Source organism: Hymenobacter properus (genome assembly GCF_015694735.1).
GTDB lineage: Bacteria > Bacteroidota > Bacteroidia > Cytophagales > Hymenobacteraceae > Hymenobacter > Hymenobacter properus.
The window spans coordinates 716371-741701 of the sequence record NZ_JADQDP010000003.1 but is presented as its reverse complement, the minus strand read 5'-3'; the positions used below and the strand labels follow the sequence as shown (position 1 = coordinate 741701).

Genomic DNA, 25331 nt, shown 5'->3' with positions numbered 1-25331 from the left:
CTGGGCTTTACTGCTTGCTGGTGGGCGCAGGCAGCAAGTCGAAGTAAACAAATGTCTTTCGGGCAGCCGTGGCCGAGGACGGCTGCATGACGTGCTTCAAGTAGTTGCCGCGCATGAACAGCCAGCGCGACGCGGGGTGGCTGCGTACTTCGTTGTACTCGAAGGCTTCGAGGCGGATGAGGCGGTGGTCTTCGTAACGTTCCTGCAGAATGTTGCGGCCCTTGGCGTCGTAGTACGCCACCTTTTCCAGCTCAATGCCGGAGCGGCGCTTCACGACCTGTTTGCGGACGAGGCCGACGCCGCTGGGCGCTTTAGTGCCCGAGAAATCGACGGTACCGCTGAAAGACTTGGCATAGGCTTTTACGCGACGGTGCGGCCCGCTGGCATCTCCCATCGATGACTTGAAATAGCGCATGCGTGCTTCGGCGTCCGTATGCAGTTGGCTGACCAGCAGCATCAACGAGTCGTTGGCGGCAGTATAACGCTCTTTTTGGGTGTGTACCACTGCCGCGGGCAAAGGGCTAGGTGTAAGGTTTTGGGCCTGCGCCACCGCGCCGGTGGTCAATAGCAGCGCAGTCGAAAGGGAAAACAACTTCATCGGGTAGCCTGGAAAAGAAGAGAATTTCGCTGCAAGGTACTGCCCAGCTTCATGCCTGCGTTGTCTTCCATACCCACCACAGCATCGGCAACTGCAACGGTAGCCGGCCCCACGCCACCCAGCCGGGAATGCCCAGCTTTTCGTGAATCAGGGCCATGTACACATTGGCCGGAAACACGGCCACCAGCAGCGCCAGCAGGCCCCAGCCGGCTAGGCGGCGCGTGGGTTGCGGCAGCAGGCCAAGCCCACCCAGGATTTCGAAAAAGCCGCTCACGTAAATCAGCGCCAATGGGTACGGCAGCTGGGGCGGCATGATGGCCAGGTAGGTGGCAGGGTGCAAAAAGTGCCAGCTTCCGGCGGCCACAAAGAGCAAGGCCAGCGCATAGCGGCTATAACGAAGGAGCATGGGGGTAAAAGTCGCACCAAAAACCTGCCGGATACGCGCCTTGTTGACGTGCTCAAAAAAGGACGGCGGCCGCAGAATCTTTTGTGGTTCTACGGTTGTCATCAGGTGCGGCGGGCGCCAAGCTCTGCCTTGCCTAACGCCCGTTAGCAGCGTACTTTTGTGTCATCAACTCATCACTCCCACCATTCCATGCAAACGGCCACATCCTCTAGTATTTACCAACTTACCGAAGAACAACTGGCCGTGCGCGACGCCGCCCGCGACTTTGCCCAGAGCGAGCTGTGGGCTGGCGTCATCGAGCGCGACGAGCACCAGAAGTTCCCCGCCGAGCAAATCAAGAAGATGGGCGAGCTGGGCTTTATGGGCATGATGGTGAGCCCCGAGTACGGCGGCTCGGGCCTCGACACGGTGAGCTACGTGCTGGCCATGGAGGAGATTTCGAAAGTGGATGCTTCCTGCTCGGTTATCATGAGCGTGAACAACTCGCTGGTGTGCTGGGGCCTGGAGAAATACGGCACCGAAGAGCAGAAGCGTAAGTACCTGCCGCGCCTGTGCTCGGGCGAAATCATCGGCGCCTTCGCCCTGAGCGAGCCCGAAGCCGGCTCCGACGCCACCAGCCAGCGCACCACCGCCGAAGACAAAGGCGACCACTACCTGCTGAACGGCACCAAGAACTGGATTACCAACGGCACCACCGCCTCGGTGTACCTCGTCATCGCCCAAACCCACCCCGAGCTGAAGTCGCGCGGCATCAACGTCCTCATTGTCGACAAGGACATGCCCGGCTTCGTGCAGGGCCCGAAAGAGAACAAGCTCGGCATCCGCGGCTCCGACACCTGCTCGCTGATGTTCACCGACGTGAAGGTGCCCAAGGAAAACCGCATCGGCGACGACGGCTTCGGCTTCAAGTTCGCCATGCAGGTGCTGGCCGGCGGCCGCATCGGCATTGCCTCCCAGGCCCTCGGCATTGCATCGGGCTCGCTGGAGCTCAGCCTGAAGTATGCCAAAGAGCGTAAGGCCTTTGGCGTGCCCATTGCCCAGCACCAAGCCATTCAGTTCAAACTGGCCGATATGGCCACCAACGTGGACGCCGCCCGCCTGCTCTGCCTGCAAGCCGCCGCCGACAAGGATAACCACGCCGACTACGGCAAGTCGGGCGCTATGGCCAAGCTCTTCGCCTCGAAGGTGGCCATGGAAGCCTCCGTGGAGGCCGTGCAGATTCACGGTGGCTACGGCTTCGTGAAGGAGTATCACGTGGAGCGCTTCATGCGCGATGCCAAGATTACCCAGATTTACGAGGGTACTTCGGAAATTCAGAAAATTGTGATTTCGCGGGATATCCTCAAATAAGCCGCGAATTGCCTAAAATTCAGATTCATTGCACAAAACCCAGCCACTTTTTGGCTGGGTTTTTAGTTTTTGTGAATTTCAAGGTGTTATATTGCACTGCGATTTGTACCTATCCATGTAGGTCGCTCTTTTAAAAGGCCGATTTGGCACCTTGAATTATGGAAGATTACAATAAAGTCATTGAATCGTTGGGCGTCCGCTACATCAAGGCGAAGAATCTGGTGCTGCACCAGCCCTTCACCGTGCGCAACTCCTACGACGTTGGTAATAACCTTATCCTGCTGCACAAAGGCCACCTAACCTTCGGCGAAGAATCTCTGGTTGTGGAGGAGGGCGAGATGCTCTTTATTCCCGGTGGCCGCCCCACCCGCGTGAGCTACGGCGTCGACCAGAAAAACCGCGTCATCACCAACGACGACCTCATCACCAACAAGGACAAGTTCTTTCATTCCAACGATAACCTCGACCTCATCGGCGAGGCCGAAGAAAGCCACAGCTTCGTGAGCTTTGAGGCCAAGGTGTTCGACTCGGTGAACTTCTTTGCCTCGCTCGACGTGCCGGCCTTCCTCATCTCGGGGCAGCCCAAGCTGGCCAACCTGGTGATTAAGGTGGTGGAAGAAAGCATTCAGGACCTGCCTGGTCGGGAGCGCCTCATCAACATCTACACCGAAAACATTGTGGTGGAAGTGGTGCGCTATGTGCTGCGCAACAACATGTTTGTGGAGCAGCTGGCCACCAACAGCACCTACTTCAAAGACCCGCGCCTGATTGACCTGTTCAACTACATCAAGGAAAACCTGGGCGGCGACCTGTCGAACAAGGTCCTCTCGGGCGTGGCCAACGTGAGCGAGGACTACGTGGGCCAGTATTTCAAGATGCTGACCAACATCAACCCGCAGGACTACATCGAGTACCAGCGCATGGAGCGCGCCGTGTTCTTGCTGCGCACCACCAAGAAAAGCATCCGCGACATCGGCAAGGAAGTGGGCTACAAAGACACCGCCTATTTCTGCCGCCGCTTCAAGATGATGTTCGGCATCCCGGCCGGCAAGATGCGCCGCCGCGAGTCGGCCATGAACATCTAAGCAGCCAGAACCTCAGTATTTAAAAAGCCCCTGTTTCGGAAAGAAGCAGGGGCTTTTGTGTTGATTGTGAAAAACTATTGCTTGCGGTCAAAGCGTCCATCCGCGACTTGAATGGTCTTGGCTGGGTCCAGGTTGCTGACCGCTGTAAACTCAAAAGTGCCAGCTACATCTCTATTATTTAACGTGTTAACATCTACGTTAGTGATTTTAATCTGCCCTGTGTGGTTAGCATCTGTGGCATACACTTCTTGACGGGAATCATTCGGAAAGAATGCTGCGTAATTCATACACTGAGAGGGTATAGCAGCCGGTCGTACCGGCGTATTATGGTTTAAAGCGTATGTTTTGACTAATCCTTGATTTCGCTTGGAGGGGAAGCTGTTGAGAAACAGGTGCAAGCTGCCTTCGCGGTCGCCGAACTTGCCATTGAGGCGCAGGTAATAAGCGCTGTCATCGGCGAAGCCGCCGCCGATGGCGGCGACCTTGCCCAAGCCGCTGCCGTAACCCGTGGCCACGAAAACTTGCCCATTGATGCGGCAGCCGGCGGTGTTGGCTCCCGTGTGGGTGGCGGCGGGCAGGCCCGCTTCGGGGTCGTCTTTCGAGCAGCCAGCGGCGAGCAGGAACAGCAGCGCGGGCAGGCAATGCAGAGCAGATTTCATAGGAAAGGAAGTTGGGGTGTAAGGCGGCCTGAATGTAGCAGTTTACGTCACCAAATAATAAATTAAAGTATTATAAATCCGACTTTTAAATCAGTATTTAAGCCCTGGTTTGCGAGTTCGAAAAGCATTAACACTAGCTTCTGACAGGATTTGCGGGCTTAAGAAAAGGACTTTGGGAATTGCCCCTTTTTAACCACAAGCCGGCAGTTTGCTATAAAAAAAGCCCCGCTTCATGTTGAAGCGGGGCTTTTTTGCAGACTTTAATGCAGCCTATTCAATGCTGCGGAAGTCGTCATCCTTGCGGTAGCTGCTTTCCGAAGTACGGGCGCCGTGGTCGCCGGAGGCGGAGCCATAGCTGCTCTCAGAGCGGCCGCTGCCGGAATGAATGCCGGTGTTGCTGGAGGAACTGCTGGAAGAACCGCTGTTATAGCTGGAGCCACTGTTGTAGCCACTGCTGCCGTAGCTGGAACCACTGCCGCCGTAGCGGCTGCCGCTGTTGCCGTAGGGCGAGCCGCTATCGGAGCGGCTGCTGGCGCCCGAAGCCGAGCGGCGGCTAGTAGACGCATCGGGGGCCTGGTAGCCGTAGCTGCGGCGGCCGTAGCTGCCGGTGTCGCGTTGTTTGCCGTAGTTGTAGCTGGCGCTGTCCGACGACGAGGAAGACGAGGACTTGCCTTTGCGCATGGCCAGCCAGCCCAGGCCGGCGGCCAGAATGGCGCCGCCCACTACTTTCTGGGTGGTGCTCAGTTCGTTCACGCGCGACAGGGCGCGCGAGCCCCAGTCTTTCACGCCCTGGGGCAGTTGGTTTACACTGTCGAGCACGCCCGAGTCCTCAATCCATTTCTTGCCGCTGTTCAGCGCGGTGTCGAGCAGGTTGCCTTCCTGGTCGTTGGTTTGCTGGCCTTCGCCCTGGCGGTTAGTGCCGGCGTTGGCAGTGGTTTGGCTGGAGGCGCCGGGGGTAGCCGACGTGCTTTGGGCGCTGGGGTTGGCTGCCGACTTGCGCGAGGAAGTCGAAGCACCGCTGGCCGTGGCGGCCGGGTTTTGCGAATTGCGGTTGGCGTCGCTCGTGTTCGGCGTGCCGAACTGGTCTTGCTGGTTATCCATGGTAATGAGACGGAAAGGAATGTGAAAAGAAAGGAGGAAGGTGTCCTGCCGAAGCAGGAAAGCGTGGGGTTTTATTCGTAATCAACTGACGGGATGTTGCATGAAGACGGCTTTATTTTGGATTAGGCCCGAATTCCGTTGGCGCAAAAAAGCCTCCCCGTTTTGGCGGGAAGGCTCTCAGCAAGGGTCATTACCTGAAGCGCGCTTACGCAGGCGGAGTGGCATGGCGGGGGAGGGGGCGTAGCACATGGCCAGGGTCGGCCAGCACCACGCGCCGGGCTTCTTCGCGGGCTTCCACCTCATACTTGTTGTGGTAATAGCCCACACGGGCCGATTCGACCAGGTATTTCCAAAGGAAAGGCAGCAGGCCATGCTCGCGGTATTGGCGCAAGTGCACGGCCTCGTGGGCCACCCACTCGGCATCGGCCAGAAACTCTTCGCGGGAGGTGCCGCTCAGGTGCACGGTCTGGCCTACCACCATGGCTACTCGTGGCGCTTTCAGCACCATGCGGGCAATGCGGGCCAGGGGCGAATTCGTCCAGGTGCGGGGAGTGTGCATAAACAAAGATAGGGAGATAGCAGAACCGCGCATTTACGAATAGAATTCGGGCATGGTTGCAAGGCGAAACAAGATTATTGGCGACTGAGATTGTAATATAAAAAGAAAATTAGAATTTTTCTCACAAAAAGTGCGGAGCTTATCAAAAGTTTAACCTAGCTTTACCCAACGGCCTGCTCTATAGGGAATATAAATTTCCCGATTCGACGGCTTTTTCTCTTCTTTTTACCCGGCCCATTACGGCTCTGCCTATCGCCTAAGAAATCTACTAGCCCGGCTCTTTTTGCTCCCCGCAAAAACCCGGATTTGTGCTTCCCCACCTAACGACGGACAATGAAAAATACGATTCTGTATTGCCTCGCCGCTGGCTCCCTTGCTCTCTCCTTCTTCTTTGAACGCGCCCCCGATGCTTCGGCAACGGCCCGTGCCACGGCGGCACCGGTCGTGGCCGAAGCATCGCTGCTTCCGGCCCTGACGATGGACGAGCCCACCCTGGTAGCCCCTGCCGGCGATGGCAACCCAATCGAAAAGCCCACCGCCGCCGAACTGGCCGCCTCGCGCGACTCGCTGGCCTACCATTACTACGCCCAAACGCTGGGCCTGCACCTAGCTTTCAACGAGAACAAGGACCTGCTCCGTACCGTGACCGACTGGATTGGGGCGCCCTACTCGTACGGCAGCAACTCGCGCCGCGGCACCGACTGCTCGGGCTTTGTGACCCGCGTGTTCCGTGAGGTTTACGGCATCAACCTGATTCACTCCTCGCGCGCCATGTTCAGCACCACCAAGCGCGTGGCCAAGAGCGAGATGGAAACCGGCGACCTGGTGTTCTTCCGTCGGGGCAAAGGCCCGATTTACCACGTGGGCATCTACCTGAAGGACGGCAAGTTTGCCCACTCGGCCACCAACGGCGGCGTGATGATTAGCTCGCTGAACCAGCCTTATTACCACCGCAACTTCTACGCCGCCGGCCGCGTGAGCGCCGCCAAAGCTGCCGATGAAGCGCTGGTGGCAGCCGCTGCCGTGGCGGCCGCTCCTACCGAGGAATAGATTCTGTTTGCCACCCTACAAGGCAATGCGCCCGGCCCCCACAAGGCCGGGCGTTTTTTTTGGTCCATTCACCAAGTAATTGGCGCTGTTGGTAGGGAAACTCATCCAGGGCTTATGCGCAAAAGGCCATATTGTGATTAAACCCGGGGTGCCCATTTAAGTCTAGGGTAAGCCATTGGCCCAGAAGCAGAAGGCGGCTGGCTGCGGCGATGGGTTTGGGCTTCATTTTTTACGCGCTTGCTTATGAATCGTAGACATTTCCTCCAACGAAACGCCACCGTACTCAGCGCCCCGGTTGCGGCCGGTCGGGCGGCGCCCGCCGCCACCGCACAGCAGGACCCACCCGAAACAGTGAGCCGCTACGCCAACAAGGTGCTGCCCACTTTCGCGTCGCGCCTCACCAGCACGCTCACGCCCTACACCGGCACCTGGGGCGAAGCGCAGGCCGCGCACCTGCTGCGCCGCTGCCTGTTTGGGCCCACGCGCACCGAGATTCAAACGGCGGCAGCGGCTAACCTGACCACGGTGCTCAATGGCCTGCTGACGGTGCCCGCCACCGCCCCCGACCCGCCCCTGAACGTGAGCACCACCGACACCAGCGTACCCATCGGCACGACCTGGATGGCGCAAACCTTCGACCAGAATTTTGAGGGCGTGCGGCGCACCTCGCTGCGCGACTGGTGGCTGGGCCAGCTGCTGACGCAGAACACCTCGCTGGTGGAGAAGATGACGCTGTTCTGGCACAACCACTTTGTGGTGGAGTTCGGCGACATCAACGACGCCCGCATGGGCTATGAATACTGCCGCCTGCTGCGCCAGTACGCCCTCGGCAACGTGAAGCAACTGGCTAAGGACGTGACCGTGACGCCCGCCATGCTGCGCTACCTCAACGGCAACCAGAGCACGGCCGGCGCGCCCAACGAGAACTACGGCCGCGAGCTGCTGGAACTGTTCACGGTGGGCAAAGGCCCGCTCATCGCCGCCGGTAACTACACCAACTACACGGAGGCCGATGTGCAGGCTGCCGCCAAAGTCCTCACCGGCTGGCGCGACCAGAACGCACCGGTGGGCAGCTACTTCACCGCTAGCCGCCACGACACCACCACGAAGACGTTCTCCTCAGCCTTCGGCAACGCTACCATCGCCAACGCCGGCGCTACCGAGTACCAGAACCTCATTGACCTGATTTTTCAGCAGGCCGAAACGGCGCGCTTCATTGTCCGCAAGCTCTACCGTTGGTTTGTGTACTATGTGATTGATGCGCAGGTCGAAACTGATATTATTCGGCCGCTGGCCACGCTGTTGATTTCTAGCAATTTCGAGGTGGCGCCGGTGCTGCGCACGTTGCTTAGCTCCGAGCATTTCTTTGATGTGCTGAACATGGGCTGCCTTATCAAGAGCCCGCTTGATTTCACCGTTGGGCTATGTCGGCAGATGCAGGTGATGTTTCCGCCAGCTTCCGGCCCGGTGGCGCAGTACGGTATGTGGAACTACCTGAACGCAGTGACCTCGCTGCAGCAGCAGGTCATCGGCGACCCGCCCAACGTGGCGGGCTGGGCGGCCTACTACCAGACGCCGCAGTTCCATGAGCTGTGGATAAACGCCGTGACGCTGCCCCGGCGCAACCAGATAACGGACCTGCTCATCGGCTCGGGCTACACGCGCAACGGCGTCAAGATTGTGATTGACGTGCTGGCCCTCACGCAGTCGTTTCCGGCCGCCACAGCCTCGGACTGCAACCTGCTCATTGCCGAGTATGTGAAGCTGATGGTGCCCATCACGCTCACGGCCAACCAACTGGCCTTCCTGAAAACGGCGCTGCTGCCGGGCCTGCCCGATTTTGAGTGGACTGTGGAGTGGCAACAGTACCTGGCCGCGCCCACCAACACCGCCAAAAAAGCTGCCGTGACCACCAAGCTGCAAGCCATGCTACGCGCCCTCATGGGGCTGGCGGAATACCACTTGAGCTAGCGAGTGCCGGGCCTGTCATTGCGAGTGGAGCGCCGCGAAACGCGGCAATCCGTCCTCTCAACCGCGACTAGCCTTCTAATGTGACAAAGCCCTGAAATGACGGGCAAATACCTCATCACTTCTTTACAAGTGTCTGGCATTGACAAGACTGATTGCCGCTTTTTGCGGCGCTCCACTCGCAATGACAGGTTCGCTCCAACTCCATGAAACGTCGCGAATTTTTACAAACCACGGCTGCGGCCGCTGCAGGCACGGCTTTCCTGAGCGGGATGCCGGTGGGCGCTTACGGCTACTCGCCCGAGCTGGCGGCCCTCACCAATGCTACCACCCAGTCGGATAAAGTGTTGGTCATAATTCAGCTGCAGGGCGGCAACGATGGCCTGAACATGATTATCCCACTCGACCAATATTCGGCCCTGATGGCCGCGCGCTCCAACATCGCGCTGCCTCAGAATCAGGTATTGCAACTGACCACGGCTACAGGCATTCACCCCGCCATGGCCTCGCTGCAGAACATGTATCAGAACGGGCAATTGGGCGTGGTGCAGAGCGTGGGCTACCCCAGTCCTAACTTTTCGCACTTCCGGGCCACCGATATCTGGACTTCGGGCTCCGACTCCAACGTGACCTGGAACACCGGCTGGGCCGGCCGCTACCTCGACGGCGAGTACCCCGGCTTCCCCACCGGCTACCCCAATACCCAGAACCCCGACCCGCTGGCCATTAGCATCGGCTCGGTGGTGAGCAACTGCGTGCAGGGCCCCAGCGTGAACATGGGCATGGCCATTGCCAGCACGTCGTCTTTCTACCAGTTGCTTAGCGGCGGGGTAGACGCGGCGCCAAACACGCCCGCCGGCCACGAGCTGACCTTCATCCGGCAGGTGGTGAGCCAGACGCAGGTGTACACCACCACCATTCAGGCAGCGGCCGGGCGGGCCCAAAATCTCTCGCCACTCTACCCCACAGCCGGCCAGAATTCGCTGGCCGACCAGCTCAAAATAGTGGCCCAACTGGTGGCTGGCGGCCTGCAAACGCGCATCTACGTGTGCAACCTGGGCGGCTTCGATACGCACACCTTGCAGGTACCCGCCACCGGGGGCACCACCACCGGCACCCACGCCACGCTGCTGGGCAAGATTGCCGAGGCCGTGAATGCCTTCCAGGACGACCTGCGCCGCCTCGCGGTGCAAGACCGGGTGGTGGGCATGACGTTCTCGGAATTTGGCCGGCGTATCAAGTCCAACTCCGGCCTGGGCACCGACCACGGAGCGGCTGCCCCGCTGTTCGTATTCGGCACCAAGGTGAACCCCATCGTGCACGGTGCCAACCCCACGCTGCCTGCCAACGCGGGCGTAAACGACAACATCAACATGCTGTACGACTTCCGGAGCATCTATACCAGCATTTTGCAGGACTGGTTCCGGGTGACGCCAGCCACGCTTACGCAGCTCTTTGGCCGCAGCTTCCCCTACGTGCCCGTGCTGCGGCCCGGCGCCCTGGCCACTACTAAAGCGGCGGAAGTGGCCGATTTCACGGTGTACCCGAACCCGGTGGCGCGCGATGGCCGCACCACCGTGGCCTACGAAAGCGCCGGGGGCCACGTGCAAGTGGTGCTGCTCGATGCCCTGGGCCGCGAGGTGCGCCGCGCTGTGGACCGCACGCTGGCCAGCGGCCCCCAGTTCCTACCGCTTGATTTAAGCGGCCTGGCCCCCGGGGCCTACCACTGCCAGGTGCGCGAAGCCCAACGCACAGGCTCACGCATTGTGGTGGTGGAGTAAGCCGGGCGAGTATAAACAAATAACCGGCAATTGATTTGGTTGACTGCAAGGTCATTAACCCAATCAATTGCCGGTTATTTTATGGAAAAGTGGCTGGAAAGCTAGACGTAGCCAACGGTTTTGCGTAGAGGATTTTCCGGGGCGCAGGCCTCGTTTCCTTTCATTCCCTCCTTCAATCATTCCTTCTTTTATGGAAGCGCAAATCGAACAACAACTGGAAAAAATTCTGCCCGAAGACCTCGCCCGGACCTTTGAGAGTGCTTACCACGTATTCCAGGGCAACCACGAGCACATGGACGACCTGCTGAAGAACGGCGGCGTGCTGCTGCGCAAAGTGGCCCAGAAACTGTCGCCCACCCAAACCATTCTCGGCATCGCCGCCATCGCCGCCGTGGCCGTGATACTGGTGAACCGTGCCACCGATGACGACCACGAAGGCGAAGCTAAAGATGTGAGCGACCGGGACGGCAAGCGCCAAATCGGCGGCAACCAAGATAAGAAATAGGTTCGACCCCGAACCCTGAAAAGCGGCGCCCACCCGGAGCCGCTTTTTTTGTGCCCATAAAAACGTAAAGACGCAATATTTCGCTTCTTTACGCAAATAGCTTCTAGCGAATATTAACCAGTACGGGTACTACCAACCGCACGGCCACGGCCTGCCCGCGCAGCCGGCCCGGCTCGAACCGGGGCAGGCGCAGCGCCGCTGCCAGAATAGCCTGGTCGACGGGGCCGCTGATGCTGCTGAGCATCACGGGGCGGGTAACCCGGCCATCGGGCTCGACCACGAAGCTGACCTGGCCTTCGCCGTTGGTGATGTGTTCGGGGTAGTTAATCAGTTCTTGCAAAGCTGCTTGTACAGCCGTAGGGCCGGTGCGCCCGGGCAGCGTGGGCATCTGTTCTACCTGGCTGTATACCTGGTTTTCGGGCACGGGCGGCGCGGTGCCCGCGGGCGGCGCCGGCGGCCGGAACCAGATGTTGAGCGTTTGATGCACAGCCACGGGCTGGTCGTCGTAGCCCAGGGCGGGTTGCCAGCGCGGCATGGCGCGCACCAGGCGCAGGGCTTCTTCGTCGCAGCTGGCGCACAGGGAGCTTTGCACTTCGCAGGCGCCCACGCGGCCGTCGGCTTTCAGCACGGCGCGCACGGCCACGTGGCCCTGCAAGTCGCGCTGGCGGACTTCGGCGGGCACTGTCAGGTTCTTCTGAATGTATTGCTCCAGCGCCGCTTCGCCGCCAGGGAACTGCGCCGGCCGGGCCACCTCGTTGGCGGCAAACACGTGGCGCGGCGACAGGAACATAACCGGCAGGGTGAGCAAAGTGGCCACCGGCTGCCCGCCGTAGTAGCCCGGCACGAGGCGGGGCAGGCGCTTCACGGCGGCGAGCGCAGCCGCGTCGCAGGCGGGGTTGAGCGACTGCACCACGGCGGCCTGCCGGCCCACTCCGCTCACGCCCACCACGAGGCGCACAAACACCCGGCCCTCGGTGCGGCCCTCGCGCACCTCGGCGGGCAGCTGCACGAGCTTCTGCACGGCTTTTACCAGGGCCAGGTTGCCGCCCCCGCCGGGCAGGGTAGGCATTTGCTCCACGTAGCTGAATACCTGCGTGGTATCGAGGGCGTAGGGGCTGTAGAATTGCGCGGCAGCCGGGCGCACCATCCCAAGCAGCAACAGCAAAAGCAGCGCCGGACGCAACCCGGCTTGGCCGGCAACACAGAAAGCGGTTCTGAAAAGGCGAACGTCCATGCTGCAAAGGTATTGCAAGCCGAAAATGACTGTCAATACCCCGCCAAAGCGGTTATTTAGACGCAGGTTGCTCGGATGCAGCAACTATCGGGAACGTAATGGGCAGGCGCATCTGCACGGGCACGCGCTGGCCCTGCTGCCGCCCGGGTAGCAGGCGCGGCATCTTGCGCACTGCCGCCAGCACCGCAGCGTCGGGCCCGCCGCCGATGCCCGAATCAATGTAGCCGTCCTTGAAAAGGCCATCGGTGCCAATGGTGAAGGCGACCACCACACGCCCCCTGGCACTGCTGGCAACGGCCGGGTTGGTGCGCAGAATGTAGCGCTGAATGCCTTCGACCAATGCTTTGCTGCCGCCGCCCGTGGGCAGCTGGGGCATCTGCTCCACGTTGGTGTACACCTTCGAGGGCTCGGTGGAAATAGTGGGCTGGGGTGAGCCCTGCGCCGCAACAGAAGCAGGGGCAGCCGCCAGCGCAATGGCGCCTAACAATGCTAGCAAAGGGAGGGCCTTGACTCTCATAGTCTGGCTTGGCATCAATTTATTTCGCTTGCAGGGTCCAGGCGGTGGCCACGCGTGGGTTGGCCTCTTGTGCCGAGCGCAGAAAAACTAGTTCGTCGAGCTGACCAACGCGCCAGGTTTCCAACATATTGTTGTAGAACGGCGAGCCGGGGTTGCCGCTCTGCCCGCCGGGGTACACGCCATAGGCTTTCACCTGCGGGCCCAGCGCCACCACCATGCGCCACGAAGGCCCGTTGCGCTCCGAGGTGGCGTTCACGATGCCCGCGCCGCCGCCGCAGTCCACGTCCATCTGCCCGAAGCCGGGAAGCTGAAGCAGGTGCAAAATGTCGGTGCTTTTCTGGGCGGCCCAGCGCCACTTGGGCGACAGCGGCCCGAACTTGCGGGTGAGCGAATCGGTGGCGAAATGCAGGCTCTGCAGCGCCAGCTGCGGCAGCGTTTCCTTGGCCGGTGTGCGGTGGTCGTCAATCCAGGGCGAAGTAGGCTCGCTCAGAATCAGGTTGTTGGTACGGTCGCGGGCGGGGTAGCGGTAGGCCAGTCCAGTAGGCGTAATGGGAAAATCGTCGTCCCAGAGCCGTTTCACCAAGTCGTTGTACCACAGATTGAACACGCTGGGTCCAATGGCGTCGGCGGAGTACTGGTAACGCCAGCGGCGCATTTCGGCCAGTACCCGGCCTTCGGGCGAATTGGCGGCGGGAGGCGTAGCGCCGGGCTCGCTCACCAGCGCCAGCATTCGCGGCAGTATAAGCTGGGCGTTGAGGTCAAGCACGTCGTTCTGGAGCTGGCGCAGGCTGTCGGGTGTCACCTGGCTCATGGCCGCCAGCCGCTCGTTGATGCGGTGGCCGCGCTCGTAGTTGGCGTAGGTCCAGTTCAGGTAATAGGGGTAGTCGGGGCCGGCCGAAAACTGGTTGGCTGAACTCACGAAGCCGCGCGCCGGATTTTTCACGTGCGGGTTCTGGGCGGCCGGAATCCAGCCCTGCCAGTCGTAGGCCGGGTCGGTGCCGTCGAGGATGAATTTGCCCTGGTCGCGCCACTTCAGCGGAAACTTGCCGTTCGGCCAGATAGCAATGTCCTTGGCATTGTCCGCAAAAATGAAGTTCTGAGCCGGCGAGCCGTAGTTGGCCAGCGCAGCGCTGTAGTCGGCGTAGGAACGGGCCCGGTTCAGTTGGTAGAAGGTGAGGACTTCGTTAGCGCCGTCGTGGGCCGTCCAGCGCATGGCGTGGGCAATGGGCGTCTGGTTCAGGAAGGGCTTTTCGTCCTTATCATACACCACCGGGCCGTGGTGGGTATAGAGCACGGTGTCGAGCCGGTCGGGCTGCCCGCGCACCTTAATGTGCTCCACCACGCGGCGCACGGGTTTCCAGCGGCCGTCGTGCCAATACTCGCGCTTGGTGTTGTCCTTGAATTTGAGCTGGTAGAAGTCGAGCACGTCGGCCGCCACGTTGGTCACGCCCCAGGTGGCCTGCTCGTTGAAGCCGATGATAACCGTAGGCGCGCCCGGAATGGTGACGCCGTACACGTTCACGCCCGGCGCGTTCAGCTGCACCTGATACCAGATGCTGGGCAGGTTGAGCTGCAAATGCGGGTCGTTGGCCAGCAGCGGGTAGCCCGAGGCGGACTTCGCGCCGCTCACCGCAAAGTTGTTGGAGCCCAGCTCGGCGTCGGGCTCATCGCGGAGTTGCTGGGCCGCGTAGGCCGCCTCAAACGACTTTGGCACCGGCGGCGCAGGCAGCGGCTTGAAGTCCAGCGGGGTGCCTACGGGTACAATGGGGTCTTCTCGCGTGGGGTAGTCCGGAAAAAGGTCCTTGGTCACGGCCGGGCCGTACTTGCGCAGGATGTTGCTCATGCGCAGGTCGTCGGTGCGGCCACTCAGGTCCCAGGCCATGTATTTGAGCAGCAGCGCGCACTTCAGCGGTTCCCAGGGCTCGGGCTGGTAGTCGAGCAGCTTGTACTCGAAAGGCAACGACTTAGGCGTGAGCTGGCCGATGTAAGCATTCACGCCATCCGAATACGAGTTCAGCACCACCCGCGTGGTGGGGTCGGCCAGCATCACCTTCAGCGAGTTGGCTGCGCCGAAGGGCAAACCCATGCGCCGGAAAAACCGGTCGGTTTCGAGCCGGGCCGGGCCCACGATTTCGGCCAGCCGCCCGGCGGCCACGTGGGTCACGAAGTCCATCTGCCAGAGGCGGTCGCGGGCCGTGAGGTAGCCCTGGGCGAAGTACAGGTCGTGGTCGTTCTGGGCGAAAACGTGCGGCACCCGGTGGTCGTCGTAGCGCACGGTCACGGGAGCCTGCAGGCCGGGCAGCGTCAGGGTTTGCTGAGCCGGGAAGTCGCCAGTCGTCTCGCCATTTTGCCAGAAGCCGCGGTAGGGGCTCAGCAGCTTGCCAAACGGGGGGACGTCGCCGTGCTTGGTGTTCAGCGCCCACACGAGCGCAAGGCTGGCGGCCAGGGCCAACAGGGCTTTAATCATATTCGCTGTCAGTTGCTCGTTGTCAGTTGTTAGGGTTTGAGCAAAAGCAAAGGCCAATTAACGACAATGTCGCCAATTGGCCTTTGCAAAAACCGTTGCCATCAACTGAATGCCGCTTTTTAAGCAAGTGGCCTAACAACTAACAACAAATAACCAAATCACCGCAGCGCCACCTCGCGCACCAGCCCGCCGATGCCCCAGAGCAGCAGCTGCTGGCGCACAGCTTCGGCCTCGGGCTTCTCGCCAAACTGGCCCACGAGCACGCGGCTGCGCTGGCGGCCGTCGAGCAGCTCCTGGGCAATTTCCACTTTCAATTCGGGCATCAGGGCTTTGATGCGGGCCTGCACGGCCGTGGCATTGGCCGCATCCACGAAGGAGCCGGCCTGGATGAGGAAGCCAGCGGGGCAATTCACCGTTTCGGCAGTGCTGATGACTTTAGATTTGGCAGTGCCGGAGGCGGCGATGAGGGCGCCGTGTGCGTCCACGCTAGCCGAGTCGGCATTTACGGCCGGGAGGGTGGATACCGAATAAGTGGTGAATGCAGCCTCGGGGTCGGGGTCGGCGGCGTAGAGGGCGGCCAGGTTTTCGGGCGTGGTAGCGGGGCCCAGGGGCGTTTCGTCGGCCACTACTTCGGCCACCACGGTGGCGGCGCCGCACTCGGTGATGCCCAGCGGGCGGGCAGCAATTTCGGACAGGTCGAGGATGCGCTGGTGACGGAAGGGGCCGCGGTCAGACACGCGCACCACCACCGATTTGCCGTTTTTCACGTTCGTGACCCGCAGGCGGGTGCCGAAGGGCAGGGTTTTGTGGGCGCAGGTGTACTTGTTGCGGTTGTAGCGCTCACCGCTGGTGGTGCGTCGGCCCTGAAAGCTACTCGCGTACCAGGAGGCCCGGCCGCGCAGCACGGTGGTGCTAACGCTAGGGGCAGATGCTACCGTGCTTTTGGTGGTGCGCCGGGTGGTGGCGTGCGCCGGAGCGCTCAAAAACGACAGCAGAAAAAAGAAGCAACTGGAAAGGACGAGTAAAGCAGAGCGACGAAATAAAATCATGCGTTTTGCAGATGGTGAGCAAAACAAACATAGGCCTACCCGTCTAGCCAATTGCTAATTTTCCCATCCGACTACTAAGCCAATTGGAATTAAAATTGTCCTTTTCTTATAAAACTTGCATTTAATTAATCTTCATGTTGGGCCGAAAAGTAGCCGTGAGATTATCTCAAACTATATTTTGCCAAAACCGGCCTTTGCCATTGCGCAGGTGCCAAAATTAGATTATGCGACGGGTGTAAAATTCGGGCATCGCCCGGCCGGCCATCTTTGAAACCCGGTTGCACAAGTCCAGCTTTTTTTGTATGGCCCGTGCTAACCCGCCGCGGCCTAACCCTACCTTTGCCCCATGGATTTTGGCCGCTTGCCCGACCTGCGCTACGTTGATTTCCGGCTGCCGCCCGACCACCCCGAAACGGCCCGCGTGCTGGCCAAGGCCCGCCCCACGCAGCCCGCGCCCGCCCGCCTACACGTGGGCTGCCCCATCTGGACCAATAAGGAGTGGCTGGGCAGCTACTTCCCGGCCGGCATTAAGGAGCCCGACTACCTGCACTACTACGCTCAGCAGTTCAACAGCATCGAGCTGAATACCACGCACTACCGCATTCCCGACGCTACCACGGTGCGGCGTTGGCGCGAAGCCGTAGGGCCGAAGTTCAAGTTTTGCCCCAAGCTGCCGCGCAGCATCAGCCACGAGCGGGAGCTGTTTCAGGCCGATGATTTGGTGGTGACGATGGCGCGGGCCTTTGAGGGCCTGGGCGATAACCTGGGCTGGGCTTTCCTGCAGCTGCCGCCGCATTTCGGCCCCGAGCACCTGCCGCGGCTGGAACGCTTCCTACTCGACTTCCCTGATACCATACCGCTGGCTGTAGAACTGCGCCACCCGCGCTGGTTCGCCGATAAAGGCTTGGCCGATGCCGTGTTCGCCACCCTCGAAGCGCTGAACAAGACGCTGGTGATAACCGACGTGGCCGGCCGGCGCGACGTGCTGCCCATGCGCCTGACCACGCCCGTAGCTTTTATCCGCTTCAACGGCCACGGCCTGCACAGCACCGACTACCAGCGCGCCGACGCCTGGGCCGAACGCCTGGCCGCCTGGGTGGCGCAGGGCGTGCACGACATCTACTTCTTCATTCACCAGAAGGACGTGCGCCACGCCCCGGTGTTTGCGCAGTATTTCCTGGAAAAGGTGAAGGGGCTGACGGGCATTGTGGTGCCGCCACCGTTCGTCATTCCCCAGCCCGTGCAGGGAAATCTGTTTGGGTTTTGAGGGCTAACCTCAAATTGTTTGTCATCCTGAGCGCAGCGAAGGACCTTACCACGTCAGAACCAATTGGTCTAGCGTGATAAGGTCCTTCGCTGCGCTCAGGATGACAGGCGGTTGTGGCTACAAGCTAACCGGCTGCGTCAGCAGCGGCCCCAGCACCTGCCATACGTTCTCGGCTAAGATTCTCTGGCCGGCGGGGTTGGGGTGCACGCCATCGGGGAGGTTGAGCTCGCGGCGGCCCAGCACGCCTTGCAACAGAAAGGGCACAAAGGGCAGGCTGTTTTTCTCGGCTAGGGTACGGAACAGGGCTTTGAATTCGGCGGCGTAGTGCGCCAGGCGGTGGCCGCCGAGTGGGCCGAGGTCGAAGGGAAATTCCAAGCCGGCCAGCACGAGCTGAGCCTGCGGGTACTGGCGCCGCACGGCGTCGATGATGAACTGCAGGTTCTGGGTGGTTTCGCGCACCGGAATGCCGCGGATGCCGTCATTGGCCCCCAGGGCCAGCACGAAGACGTCGACCGGGTGGCGGGCCAACACGGAGGCCAGGCGTTGACGGCCGCCGGCGCTGGTTTCGCCGCTCACGCCGTAGTTGTAGGCTTTATAAGGAAGGTTTTGCTCGTCGAGGCGCTGCTGGAGCAGCGACGGGAAGCTTTCGGAAGCGCGCAGGCCGTGGCCGGCGGTGAGGCTGTCGCCGAAGAAGATGATGTTTTTCATATCGTCTTTTTTAACAGTGCAGCGAAGGGTTTCGTGCCGGAACGGCCTGCTAAAAAAAACGTCATGCGGAGCGCAGCCGAAGCATCTCGCGTGCAAGAGTAAATGATTACGTTGCGCGCTATAAATGCTTCGGCTACGCCCAGCATGACGTTCTGCTCAACATCGGCCGGCTTACTCCACCACTTCCAACATGGTGCGGAAGGAGTGGTAGCGGCCGGCGAAATGCTTGTCCATGTCGGCGCGCAAGGCGGGGGCGCACACGGTTTGGTAGCCTTCGAGCTGTTCCAGGCTGAGGCAGTAGTATTGGGCGGCGTAGGTAATGCCGTTGTCTTCCTCGTTGAGCAGGCGCAGGAGCTGGCTTTTGATGAAAAAACCGGTTTCCATCACCTCGGGCATGTGGGTGGTGCGCATGTAGTCGAGCCATTCGTCGGCCACGGCCGGGTCGATGCTGCTGGTGACGTTGTAGAGAATCATGAGTTTAGTTGTCGGCTGTTGGTTGCTTGTTGTTAGTTAAAATGGCGCAGCGGCAGGTATGCTAAAGGCCCTGACAACTAACAACAGGCAACTAACAACTAGAAATATCACACGCGCATGGTGTCAAACTGAAAATCGGTAATACGGGCCTGAATGTCTTTGGGCGAAAGCTTTTCGGTCGCGGCGGCCTGGGCCAGAGCGGGCAACTCGGCGTCGCCGACCAGGCGTAGGCTAAGGATTTGCTTGAGGGTGAGTTGCTTTTCGAGCGGGGCGAAGCGCTGCCCGCTCACCTCAAAATAACGTTGGCGCACTTCGAGCCGGCAGATGCGGTCCTGCAGTTGCAGGGCGTAGTGCTGGCGCAGCATCACCAGCACGCCCAGCCCGATGATGGCCAATGCCGCTACCGTGAACCACAGGCGGGCTATCTGGTCGTCTTCGCCGGCCACTTTGATGTAGCGCGTGATGGCGTAGCCGGCTATGAGGAAGGCCAGCGGAAGCAGCACAAAATGGTGCCACGGGTAATACATGGGGGTGTTTTTGGTGGGCGTGGCCATGCTCGGAGGCGGAATGAGAGGCGAAAACAGGTTAGAAAGAACTCCGACTAAAAATCGGAGTTACCGAGACCAAAGACGCGGTGCGGCCGCTGATGCTTGAGCTGCTTGTGCTAACGAAGGCCGCGGGCCGAGGTTGAGCCTATTCTTCCACGTAGTCCAAGTCTTTGTGGAAGCTCTCGGGCAGGGTGCTCACGGCCCAGAAAGCCACCAGCAACGAGAGGCCGCCCAGCGCCGCCGCGCCCGGCAGGCGGCCGCCCAAGTGCGCCTCGGCCCAGCGGAAGGCCGGCACTAGCGCCACTACCGAGCCGCGCGCGAAATTGGGGGCTGTGGTGGCTACGGTGGCCCGCAGATTGGTGCCGAACTGCTCGGCCGCCACCGTCACAAACAAAGCCCAGAAGCCCACCGAAATGCCCATTGCGAAGCACACGGCGTAAAACACAGTCTGCGAAACGCCGTGCAGGCCGAACAGGTAGATGCCTACCATTAAGGTGCAAAAGGCCAGGAAGAGCTGCAAGGCGCGGTTGCGCGAGCGCAGCAGCTGGCTGAGCGCCCCGCTGGCAAAATCGCCAAACACCAGTCCGAAGTAGCACCAGAACACGGCCAGTCCGGCCGACAGCGGCGCCGGCCCCGGCTGCACGCCCAGGGCCTCGCCAAACTCGGGCGCGAAGGTGATGAGGATGCCCACCACAAACCACAGAGGCACCCCAATGAGCAGGCAGCGCAGGTAGCGCCCGAGCCGGGGGCCGTTGGTGAACAGGCTCAGGAAGTTGCCCCGGCTGACGTGAGCGGCCGCCTGTGCCTTCTGAAACATACCCGACTCGAACACGCTCACGCGCAGCAGCAGCAGAGCCAGGCCCAGGCCACCGCCCACAAAGTAGGCATTGCGCCAGCCCCACCGGTCGCCTACCCAATAGCCGAGTAGGGCGCCGCTCACGCCCACGGTGGCCACTATCATGGTGCCGTAGCCGCGTTTGTCTTGCGGCAGGCTTTCGCTCACGAGGGTAATGCCCGCGCCCAACTCGCCAGCCAGGCCGATGCCGGCAATGAGGCGCAGCCAAGCATATTGGTCGAGGGTTTGCACAAAGCCGTTGGCAATATTGGCCAGCGAATAGAGCAGGATGGAGCCGAACAACACCGACAAGCGGCCCTTCTTATCGCCCAGTATGCCCCAGAGGATGCCGCCGAGCAGCATGCCGCCCATCTGCATCGAAATCAGGTACTCGCCCTGGGTTTTGAGGGCTTCCTTGCCCACCACGCCCAGCGAGGTGAGGCTGCCGACGCGCACGATGCTAAACAGAATCAGGTCGTAGATATCAACGAAATAGCCCAGCGCCGCCACGATGACAGCAGCGGTGAAAACGGTATTTTTAGTGGGGTGGGAGGCTTGCATGGCCGAAATGTAGCGCGGACTTTTAGTCCGCGAGGCCAGAAGCTGCTTAAATTCAATACTCGCGGACTAAAAGTCCACACTACTTGTGGGCTACTTCCGGCGCTTCACAATGACTGTGGCAGCCGCCGGGCAGGGCGCCGTCCTCCACCTGCACGGTGCTGTGATGAATGTGGAAGTTGGTTTCGAGTCCCTTCGTGAGCGCCCCAAGCCAGGCGGCGTCGGCGCCGCCGGGGCGCACGAGGTGGGCCATGAGGGCCGCGTCGTGGCCCGAGCTGCTGAGGCTCCAGATGTGCAGGTCGTGCACGGATTCGACCTGGGGCTGGGCTAGCAGCCAAGCGCGCACGGCGGCGGGGTCGATGCCGTCGGGTACGGCTTGCAGGCCCAGGCGCAGGCTGTCGCGCAGCAGGCCCCAGGAGCTGTAGGCGATGATGCCGAGGATGATGAAGCTGATAACCGGGTCGAGCCAGGTCCAGCCGGTGAGCAGCACGAGGCCGCCGCCGGCCACCACGCCCACGCTCACTAGCGCATCGGTGAGCATGTGCAGGTAGGCGCCGCGCACGTTCACGTCGGACTTCTGCCCGCTACGGAAGAGCAGGGCCGTGACCCCATTTATCAGAATGCCGATGCCGGCCAGCACCATCACCCAGCGGCCGTTCACGGGCTCGGGATGGCGCAGGTGGTCAATGGTTTCCCAAAGGATGAAGCCCAGCGCGGCGTAGAGCAGAGCTGTATTCAGCAGCGCGGCCTGAATGGTGGCCCCGCGGTAGCCGAAGGTGTAGCGCTGGGTGGCCGGGCGGCCCGCCAGCCAGGCGGCGCCCCAGGCCAGAGCCAGGCTCAGCACGTCGCTCAGGTTGTGGCCGGCATCGGAGAGCAGGGCGGCGGAGTTGGCCCAGAAGCCGCCGATGGTTTCGGCCACCACAAAGGCCAGGTTGAGGCCAATGCCAATGGCAAAGGCGGCGTTGAAGCCACCGCCGGGCGGCGGGGCGGCGTGCTGGTGGCCGGCGTGAGAATGGTCGTGGGGCATGGCGGGAAAGCGTGGGCGCTACGCAAGAACGTAAACGGCCAAGCTTTCGGTGCGCCAACCCGTGGAAGCACCCGATTGGGCGCTGCCGACTGAAACCTCAACCACCAAATAGTTTAGCTGTTGTCACCATCCCTGCCCTTCAGGTGCCTCGTAGGAAACTGGCACTGGAATGGAAATAATTTTGGTGCCCTCAAGGGCCAAGTCTTCAATTTGGCCCTTAAAATTCTTGCGCTGCGCCTGATGCACCTCCACCAGCAGTTGGTCGCCCGGCGCCACTATGCTTTGGAAAAGGGATAGATTAATAGTAGGAGTATTGCACACTTGAGCGGGTTCGAGCGGGGTGCCATTTCGCATCAGGGTAACGCTGTATCCCTTCAGCCGGTATTGAGCGTCGTCGAACATCATCGTTTCCAGGTACGGGTCTGGCACGGCACGCACGGTTAGGGAGTATTGTTCGTTTGGCTTAGTGTAAGTGTGCAACGGGGCCGTACCGTAGCAGGAGCAGACGTCGTTGCCATTATTTAGGGTGCAGCTTATCGTGGGTGCAGGCGGGGAGACAACCTTGAACTCGTGCTTAAACAGCAGGGCCCGGCCCTTATAAGCCCACAGAGTGACTTCTGGCGCGAAAGGCACGATGATGAAGCGTCGTTTACTCGCATCGAGCCTGCTGGTAGCACCAGTCGAAACGAAACGGATAGCGGACTGCCCACTACGCGGTGCTGCTGGTGCAATAAGTTGGTTTTCGCAGCGGGCGAATAGTTGAATGGAGTCCGGAGAGGCGTTCCACCGCGCCGGAATTAACTCGACATCGTTATTTAAGGTGATAACGGTATCCGTTGCATTATCCCAATTGCGTGTATGCATGATACGCGGCTGATATATCACCCGCCACGGTCCCCGCAACGGGCAGTTTTGTGCCTGCACATGCGCCGCGAGCAGCAACAGGCTCAACAGCCACAAGGCTGGAAGTAGAAAGCGCGCTCGCATAGAATAGTGAAAAGGACCACTTAAAAGTAAAGCGAAAACGCTGCCAGCGCGGCCGTAGTGCGTAATGAACAGCCGCCAAAAAGCAGCGCGGCTTTCCGGCCCGCTACCCTGTGCCAATGGCTCTTGTGGTGATGCAGGCTGGAAGTCCGCGCTGATTCGTTTACGTGCTGCTCCTGATGGATATAGCACTTCTGTCACGCACATCGAATTCGTGGGCTGCGATGGCAACCCTAGCTTCGCGGCGTTTAGTGCAGCACCTGGGCGCTCAGCCGCGCCAGGGCCCAGGCACCCACAGCCATCACCAGGTCGCGTACGGCCACGTCGAAGTAATGCCCGCCGGCAAGCAGGGTTGCCGCAATGGCAATGAGCCAGCCCATCACCACCCAGGCCCCAATGCGTGGCCGCAGCAGCACCAGCACCCCGGCTATTACTTCAATGATGCCAACGATGAGCATAAACGTGTGGGCCGAGACAGGCAGCATGTGGGCCAGGCCCGCCGGCAGCATGGCTTCCCAGTTGGTGAGCAGGTTGGTGAACTTGTCGAGGCCGGCCACGATGGGCACCAGGCCATACGTGAGGCGCAGCACCTGCACCACCGTGCCCAAGGTGGAGGTGGGAGCGGCGGCAGGACGCACGGCGGCGGAAGAATACGAAACGGTTTCCATGGCGTTGAGAAATTGGTGAGGTTTGGCCATTAGATGCGGCTGTGCGAAGGGAGGTTACAGCTTTTTGGCGCCTTTTTTTATGGCCCAAATTCCTGTAACCTTTCGGCCGCTGGTGCATCTAAGGGGCTCAGGGCCGGGCCGGCCTTGCACTGCTCATGCTCCTGTCGCTCCCTCCCATGCCCTACACGCCCCTTTCCGACCTGGAAGTAATTCAGCGCGTCCTCGCCGGCGAAAAGCAGTTGTTTGAACTGCTCATGCGCCGCTACAACCAGCGGTTGTACCGCGCCGGCATGGCCGTGCTGGGCGAGGCCTCCGCCACCGAGGAAGCCATGCAAATTTCCTGGGTGAAAGCCTACGAGCATCTGGCCAGTTTTGCCAGCCGGGCCAGCTTCGCCACCTGGCTCACGCGCATTCTGCTGAACGAGTGCCTGATGGGCCGGCGGCGCCAGCACCGCTTTGTGGGGCTCGACGATGATGGCACGGGCATGCCAGCCGGCGCGCGGGCTGCCGACGTGCCCACGCCCGTGCACCTGGCCCTCAACAACGAGCTGCGCATTGCCCTGGAACAAGCCGTGCAGGCGCTGCCCACCAACTACCGCAGCGTCTTTATTCTGCGCGAAGTAGAAGGCCTGAGCGTAGCCGAAACCGCTCACACGCTGGGCCTGAGCGAAGCCAATGTGAAAGTGCGCCTGCTCCGGGCCCGCGAGCAGCTGCGGACCCAGCTCGAAGATTTTGCCCCGCAGCACGCCTTCCCGTACCTGGGGCCCCGTTGCGACCGCATGGTGCGCCTCGTGTTGGCGCGCCTGCAACCCGTTGCGTAGCTGCAGTCCGCGAATCTGCTTCTTGCGCTACGCCCGCGTCAGCACCTCGTCAATCAGCCCGTACTCCTTCGCCTCATCCGCGCGCATCCAGTAGTCGCGGTCTGAGTCGTCGTGGATTTGCTGGTAGGTTTTGCCGGTGCGCTCGGCGTAGATGCCGTAGAGCTCCTGGCGCAGCTTCACCACCTCCCGGGCCGTGATTTCGATATCGGACGAGGGACCCTGCACGCCGCCGCTGGGCTGGTGAATCATGACGCGGGCGTGGGGCAGGGCCGAGCGTTTGCCCAGGGCCCCGCCGCAGAGTAGGAAGGCCCCCATGCTGGCCGCCAGCCCGGTGCAGATGGTGGCCACGTCGGGCCGCACGTATTGCATGGTGTCGTACATGCCCAGCCCGGCATACACCGAGCCGCCCGGCGAATTGATGTAAAGCAGAATGTCCTTGCGCGCATCCACTGATTCCAGGAAAAGCAGCTGGGCGTTGATGATGTTGGCAATGTTGTCGTCGACAGCCTGGCCCAGGAAAATGATGCGGTCCATAATAAGGCGTGAAAACACGTCGATTTCGGCGAAGCGCGTGGGCCGCTCCTCAATCACGGAGCGGGTCATGCCGGTGAAGTGCTGACGGGCGCGGCCTTCGGCGTGGGTGAGAAACTGGTCCACGGCGATGCCGTTGAGGCCCTGGCCGTGCACGGCAAATTTTCGAAATTCCAATTTGCTAAGCATGAGATGGAGTGGTTTGAAAACGAAAAAAATGAGGCACAGGAAGCCCCGCTTCGCCGGAAAAGGCGAAGGGAGATGCTAACCCGTGTGGGATGATTGATTAGAAAGAAGGCGGATTCAACAGCCGGTTACCACGGCTTCATCCGTTGCCAGAGCCGCGCCCACGGGCTGGCGGGCAGCTCATAAAGCCGGGCGTGAATGTCGGCCAGCTCGCGGCGCAGCTGCCGCCGGCCGGCCAGGCGCAGGCCCTGGTAAAGCTGCTGCTGGGCAGCCGTGTCGGCAGCTAATTCGCCATCGAGCAGCAGGCGCAGCTGCCAGTCCTCGGCCGGCAGGGCAGTGGAGCTGTTCAGCAGCTGTTGCTCAATCAAACGTAGGCGTTCGAGTTCGGGGCGCAT

General features: G+C 61.0%; 26 protein-coding genes. 8 read left to right on the top strand and 18 right to left on the bottom strand.

Features of this window, described 5'->3' with window-relative positions; translation table 11 throughout:
- Positions 1-7 precede the first annotated feature (7 nt).
- A complete protein-coding gene (locus I2I01_RS15085) occupies positions 8-598 on the bottom strand; it encodes a hypothetical protein (RefSeq protein WP_196287304.1) in 591 nt (196 codons plus the stop codon).
- A gap of 49 nt (positions 599-647) precedes the next feature.
- On the bottom strand, positions 648-1004 hold the full coding sequence (locus tag I2I01_RS15080) for a DoxX family protein (RefSeq protein WP_196287303.1): 357 nt from the start codon (positions 1002-1004) through the stop codon (positions 648-650).
- Positions 1005-1193: 189 nt separating this feature from the next.
- Here I2I01_RS15080 and I2I01_RS15075 point away from each other — a divergent pair, with 189 nt between their 5' ends.
- Both I2I01_RS15075 and I2I01_RS15070 read left to right on the top strand, forming a co-directional pair.
- Positions 1194-2354 (top strand): acyl-CoA dehydrogenase, encoded by a 1161-nt coding sequence (locus I2I01_RS15075; RefSeq protein WP_196287302.1) that lies wholly within the window; start codon positions 1194-1196, stop codon positions 2352-2354.
- A gap of 158 nt (positions 2355-2512) precedes the next feature.
- Positions 2513-3439, top strand: a complete 927-nt coding sequence (locus tag I2I01_RS15070; RefSeq protein WP_196287301.1) for a helix-turn-helix domain-containing protein — start codon at positions 2513-2515, stop codon at positions 3437-3439.
- A 74-nt stretch (positions 3440-3513) separates the two neighbouring features.
- Here the strand turns inward: I2I01_RS15070 and I2I01_RS15065 are convergent, their stop codons facing one another.
- The 3 genes from I2I01_RS15065 to I2I01_RS15055 all read right to left on the bottom strand — a co-directional run bounded on the left by I2I01_RS15065 (position 3514) and on the right by I2I01_RS15055 (position 5758).
- Positions 3514-4098: a DUF6252 family protein gene (locus I2I01_RS15065; RefSeq protein WP_196287300.1), complete on the bottom strand. Its 585-nt coding sequence runs from the start codon at positions 4096-4098 to the stop codon at positions 3514-3516.
- A gap of 270 nt (positions 4099-4368) precedes the next feature.
- Positions 4369-5199, bottom strand: coding sequence for a hypothetical protein (locus I2I01_RS23425; RefSeq protein ID WP_196287299.1), 831 nt, complete (start codon positions 5197-5199; stop codon positions 4369-4371).
- Positions 5200-5404: 205 nt separating this feature from the next.
- Positions 5405-5758 carry a hypothetical protein gene (locus tag I2I01_RS15055; protein ID WP_196287298.1) on the bottom strand — a complete coding sequence of 118 codons (354 nt, stop codon included), beginning with the start codon at positions 5756-5758 and terminating at the stop codon, positions 5405-5407.
- Between the two features lie 333 nt (positions 5759-6091).
- On the opposite strand from I2I01_RS15055, the gene I2I01_RS15050 reads away from it, so the two are divergent.
- The 4 genes from I2I01_RS15050 to I2I01_RS15035 all read left to right on the top strand — a co-directional run bounded on the left by I2I01_RS15050 (position 6092) and on the right by I2I01_RS15035 (position 11062).
- Positions 6092-6808, top strand: a complete 717-nt coding sequence (locus I2I01_RS15050; RefSeq protein ID WP_196287297.1) for a C40 family peptidase — start codon at positions 6092-6094, stop codon at positions 6806-6808.
- 243 nt (positions 6809-7051) lie between these two features.
- Positions 7052-8779: a DUF1800 domain-containing protein gene (locus tag I2I01_RS15045; RefSeq protein WP_196287296.1), complete on the top strand. Its 1728-nt coding sequence runs from the start codon at positions 7052-7054 to the stop codon at positions 8777-8779.
- 203 nt (positions 8780-8982) lie between these two features.
- Complete coding sequence (locus I2I01_RS15040) at positions 8983-10557, top strand: DUF1501 domain-containing protein (protein ID WP_196287295.1); 1575 nt, start codon at positions 8983-8985, stop codon at positions 10555-10557.
- A gap of 190 nt (positions 10558-10747) precedes the next feature.
- Positions 10748-11062, top strand: coding sequence for a hypothetical protein (locus tag I2I01_RS15035; protein ID WP_196287294.1), 315 nt, complete (start codon positions 10748-10750; stop codon positions 11060-11062).
- Positions 11063-11165: 103 nt separating this feature from the next.
- Here the strand turns inward: I2I01_RS15035 and I2I01_RS15030 are convergent, their stop codons facing one another.
- From I2I01_RS15030 to I2I01_RS15015, 4 genes are all read right to left on the bottom strand, one after another.
- Entirely contained in the window at positions 11166-12227 is a 1062-nt protein-coding gene (locus tag I2I01_RS15030) for a TonB family protein (protein ID WP_196287293.1), read from the bottom strand.
- Positions 12228-12348: 121 nt separating this feature from the next.
- Complete coding sequence (locus I2I01_RS15025) at positions 12349-12792, bottom strand: energy transducer TonB (RefSeq protein WP_196287292.1); 444 nt, start codon at positions 12790-12792, stop codon at positions 12349-12351.
- A gap of 40 nt (positions 12793-12832) precedes the next feature.
- Positions 12833-15280 (bottom strand): penicillin acylase family protein, encoded by a 2448-nt coding sequence (locus I2I01_RS15020; protein WP_196287291.1) that lies wholly within the window; start codon positions 15278-15280, stop codon positions 12833-12835.
- 158 nt (positions 15281-15438) lie between these two features.
- Entirely contained in the window at positions 15439-16329 is an 891-nt protein-coding gene (locus I2I01_RS15015; RefSeq protein WP_196287290.1) for a septal ring lytic transglycosylase RlpA family protein, read from the bottom strand.
- 346 nt (positions 16330-16675) lie between these two features.
- Here I2I01_RS15015 and I2I01_RS15010 point away from each other — a divergent pair, with 346 nt between their 5' ends.
- Complete coding sequence (locus I2I01_RS15010) at positions 16676-17596, top strand: DUF72 domain-containing protein (RefSeq protein ID WP_196287289.1); 921 nt, start codon at positions 16676-16678, stop codon at positions 17594-17596.
- 117 nt (positions 17597-17713) lie between these two features.
- On the opposite strand, the gene I2I01_RS15005 is transcribed toward I2I01_RS15010, so the two are convergent.
- The 7 genes from I2I01_RS15005 to I2I01_RS14975 form a co-directional block, all read right to left on the bottom strand.
- Entirely contained in the window at positions 17714-18304 is a 591-nt protein-coding gene (locus I2I01_RS15005) for an arylesterase (protein ID WP_196287288.1), read from the bottom strand.
- 171 nt (positions 18305-18475) lie between these two features.
- Complete coding sequence (locus tag I2I01_RS15000; RefSeq protein ID WP_196287287.1) at positions 18476-18778, bottom strand: DUF4286 family protein; 303 nt, start codon at positions 18776-18778, stop codon at positions 18476-18478.
- A gap of 107 nt (positions 18779-18885) precedes the next feature.
- Positions 18886-19332, bottom strand: a complete 447-nt coding sequence (locus I2I01_RS14995; protein ID WP_196287286.1) for a DUF6526 family protein — start codon at positions 19330-19332, stop codon at positions 18886-18888.
- 139 nt (positions 19333-19471) lie between these two features.
- The gene (locus I2I01_RS14990) at positions 19472-20722 is read right to left on the bottom strand and encodes an MFS transporter (RefSeq protein WP_196287285.1); all 1251 of its coding nucleotides are present in this window, start codon (positions 20720-20722) and stop codon (positions 19472-19474) included.
- 79 nt (positions 20723-20801) lie between these two features.
- A complete protein-coding gene (locus I2I01_RS14985; protein WP_196287284.1) occupies positions 20802-21746 on the bottom strand; it encodes a cation diffusion facilitator family transporter in 945 nt (314 codons plus the stop codon).
- 123 nt (positions 21747-21869) lie between these two features.
- Positions 21870-22931, bottom strand: a complete 1062-nt coding sequence (locus tag I2I01_RS14980) for a GldM family protein (protein WP_196287283.1) — start codon at positions 22929-22931, stop codon at positions 21870-21872.
- 47 nt (positions 22932-22978) lie between these two features.
- Complete coding sequence (locus tag I2I01_RS14975; RefSeq protein ID WP_211537967.1) at positions 22979-23398, bottom strand: hypothetical protein; 420 nt, start codon at positions 23396-23398, stop codon at positions 22979-22981.
- Between the two features lie 155 nt (positions 23399-23553).
- Here I2I01_RS14975 and I2I01_RS14970 point away from each other — a divergent pair, with 155 nt between their 5' ends.
- Positions 23554-24219, top strand: a complete 666-nt coding sequence (locus tag I2I01_RS14970) for an RNA polymerase sigma factor (protein WP_196287282.1) — start codon at positions 23554-23556, stop codon at positions 24217-24219.
- Between the two features lie 27 nt (positions 24220-24246).
- Here the strand turns inward: I2I01_RS14970 and I2I01_RS14965 are convergent, their stop codons facing one another.
- Entirely contained in the window at positions 24247-24939 is a 693-nt protein-coding gene (locus tag I2I01_RS14965) for a ClpP family protease (RefSeq protein WP_196287281.1), read from the bottom strand.
- Between the two features lie 125 nt (positions 24940-25064).
- A complete protein-coding gene (locus I2I01_RS14960; RefSeq protein ID WP_196287280.1) occupies positions 25065-25331 on the bottom strand; it encodes a hypothetical protein in 267 nt (88 codons plus the stop codon).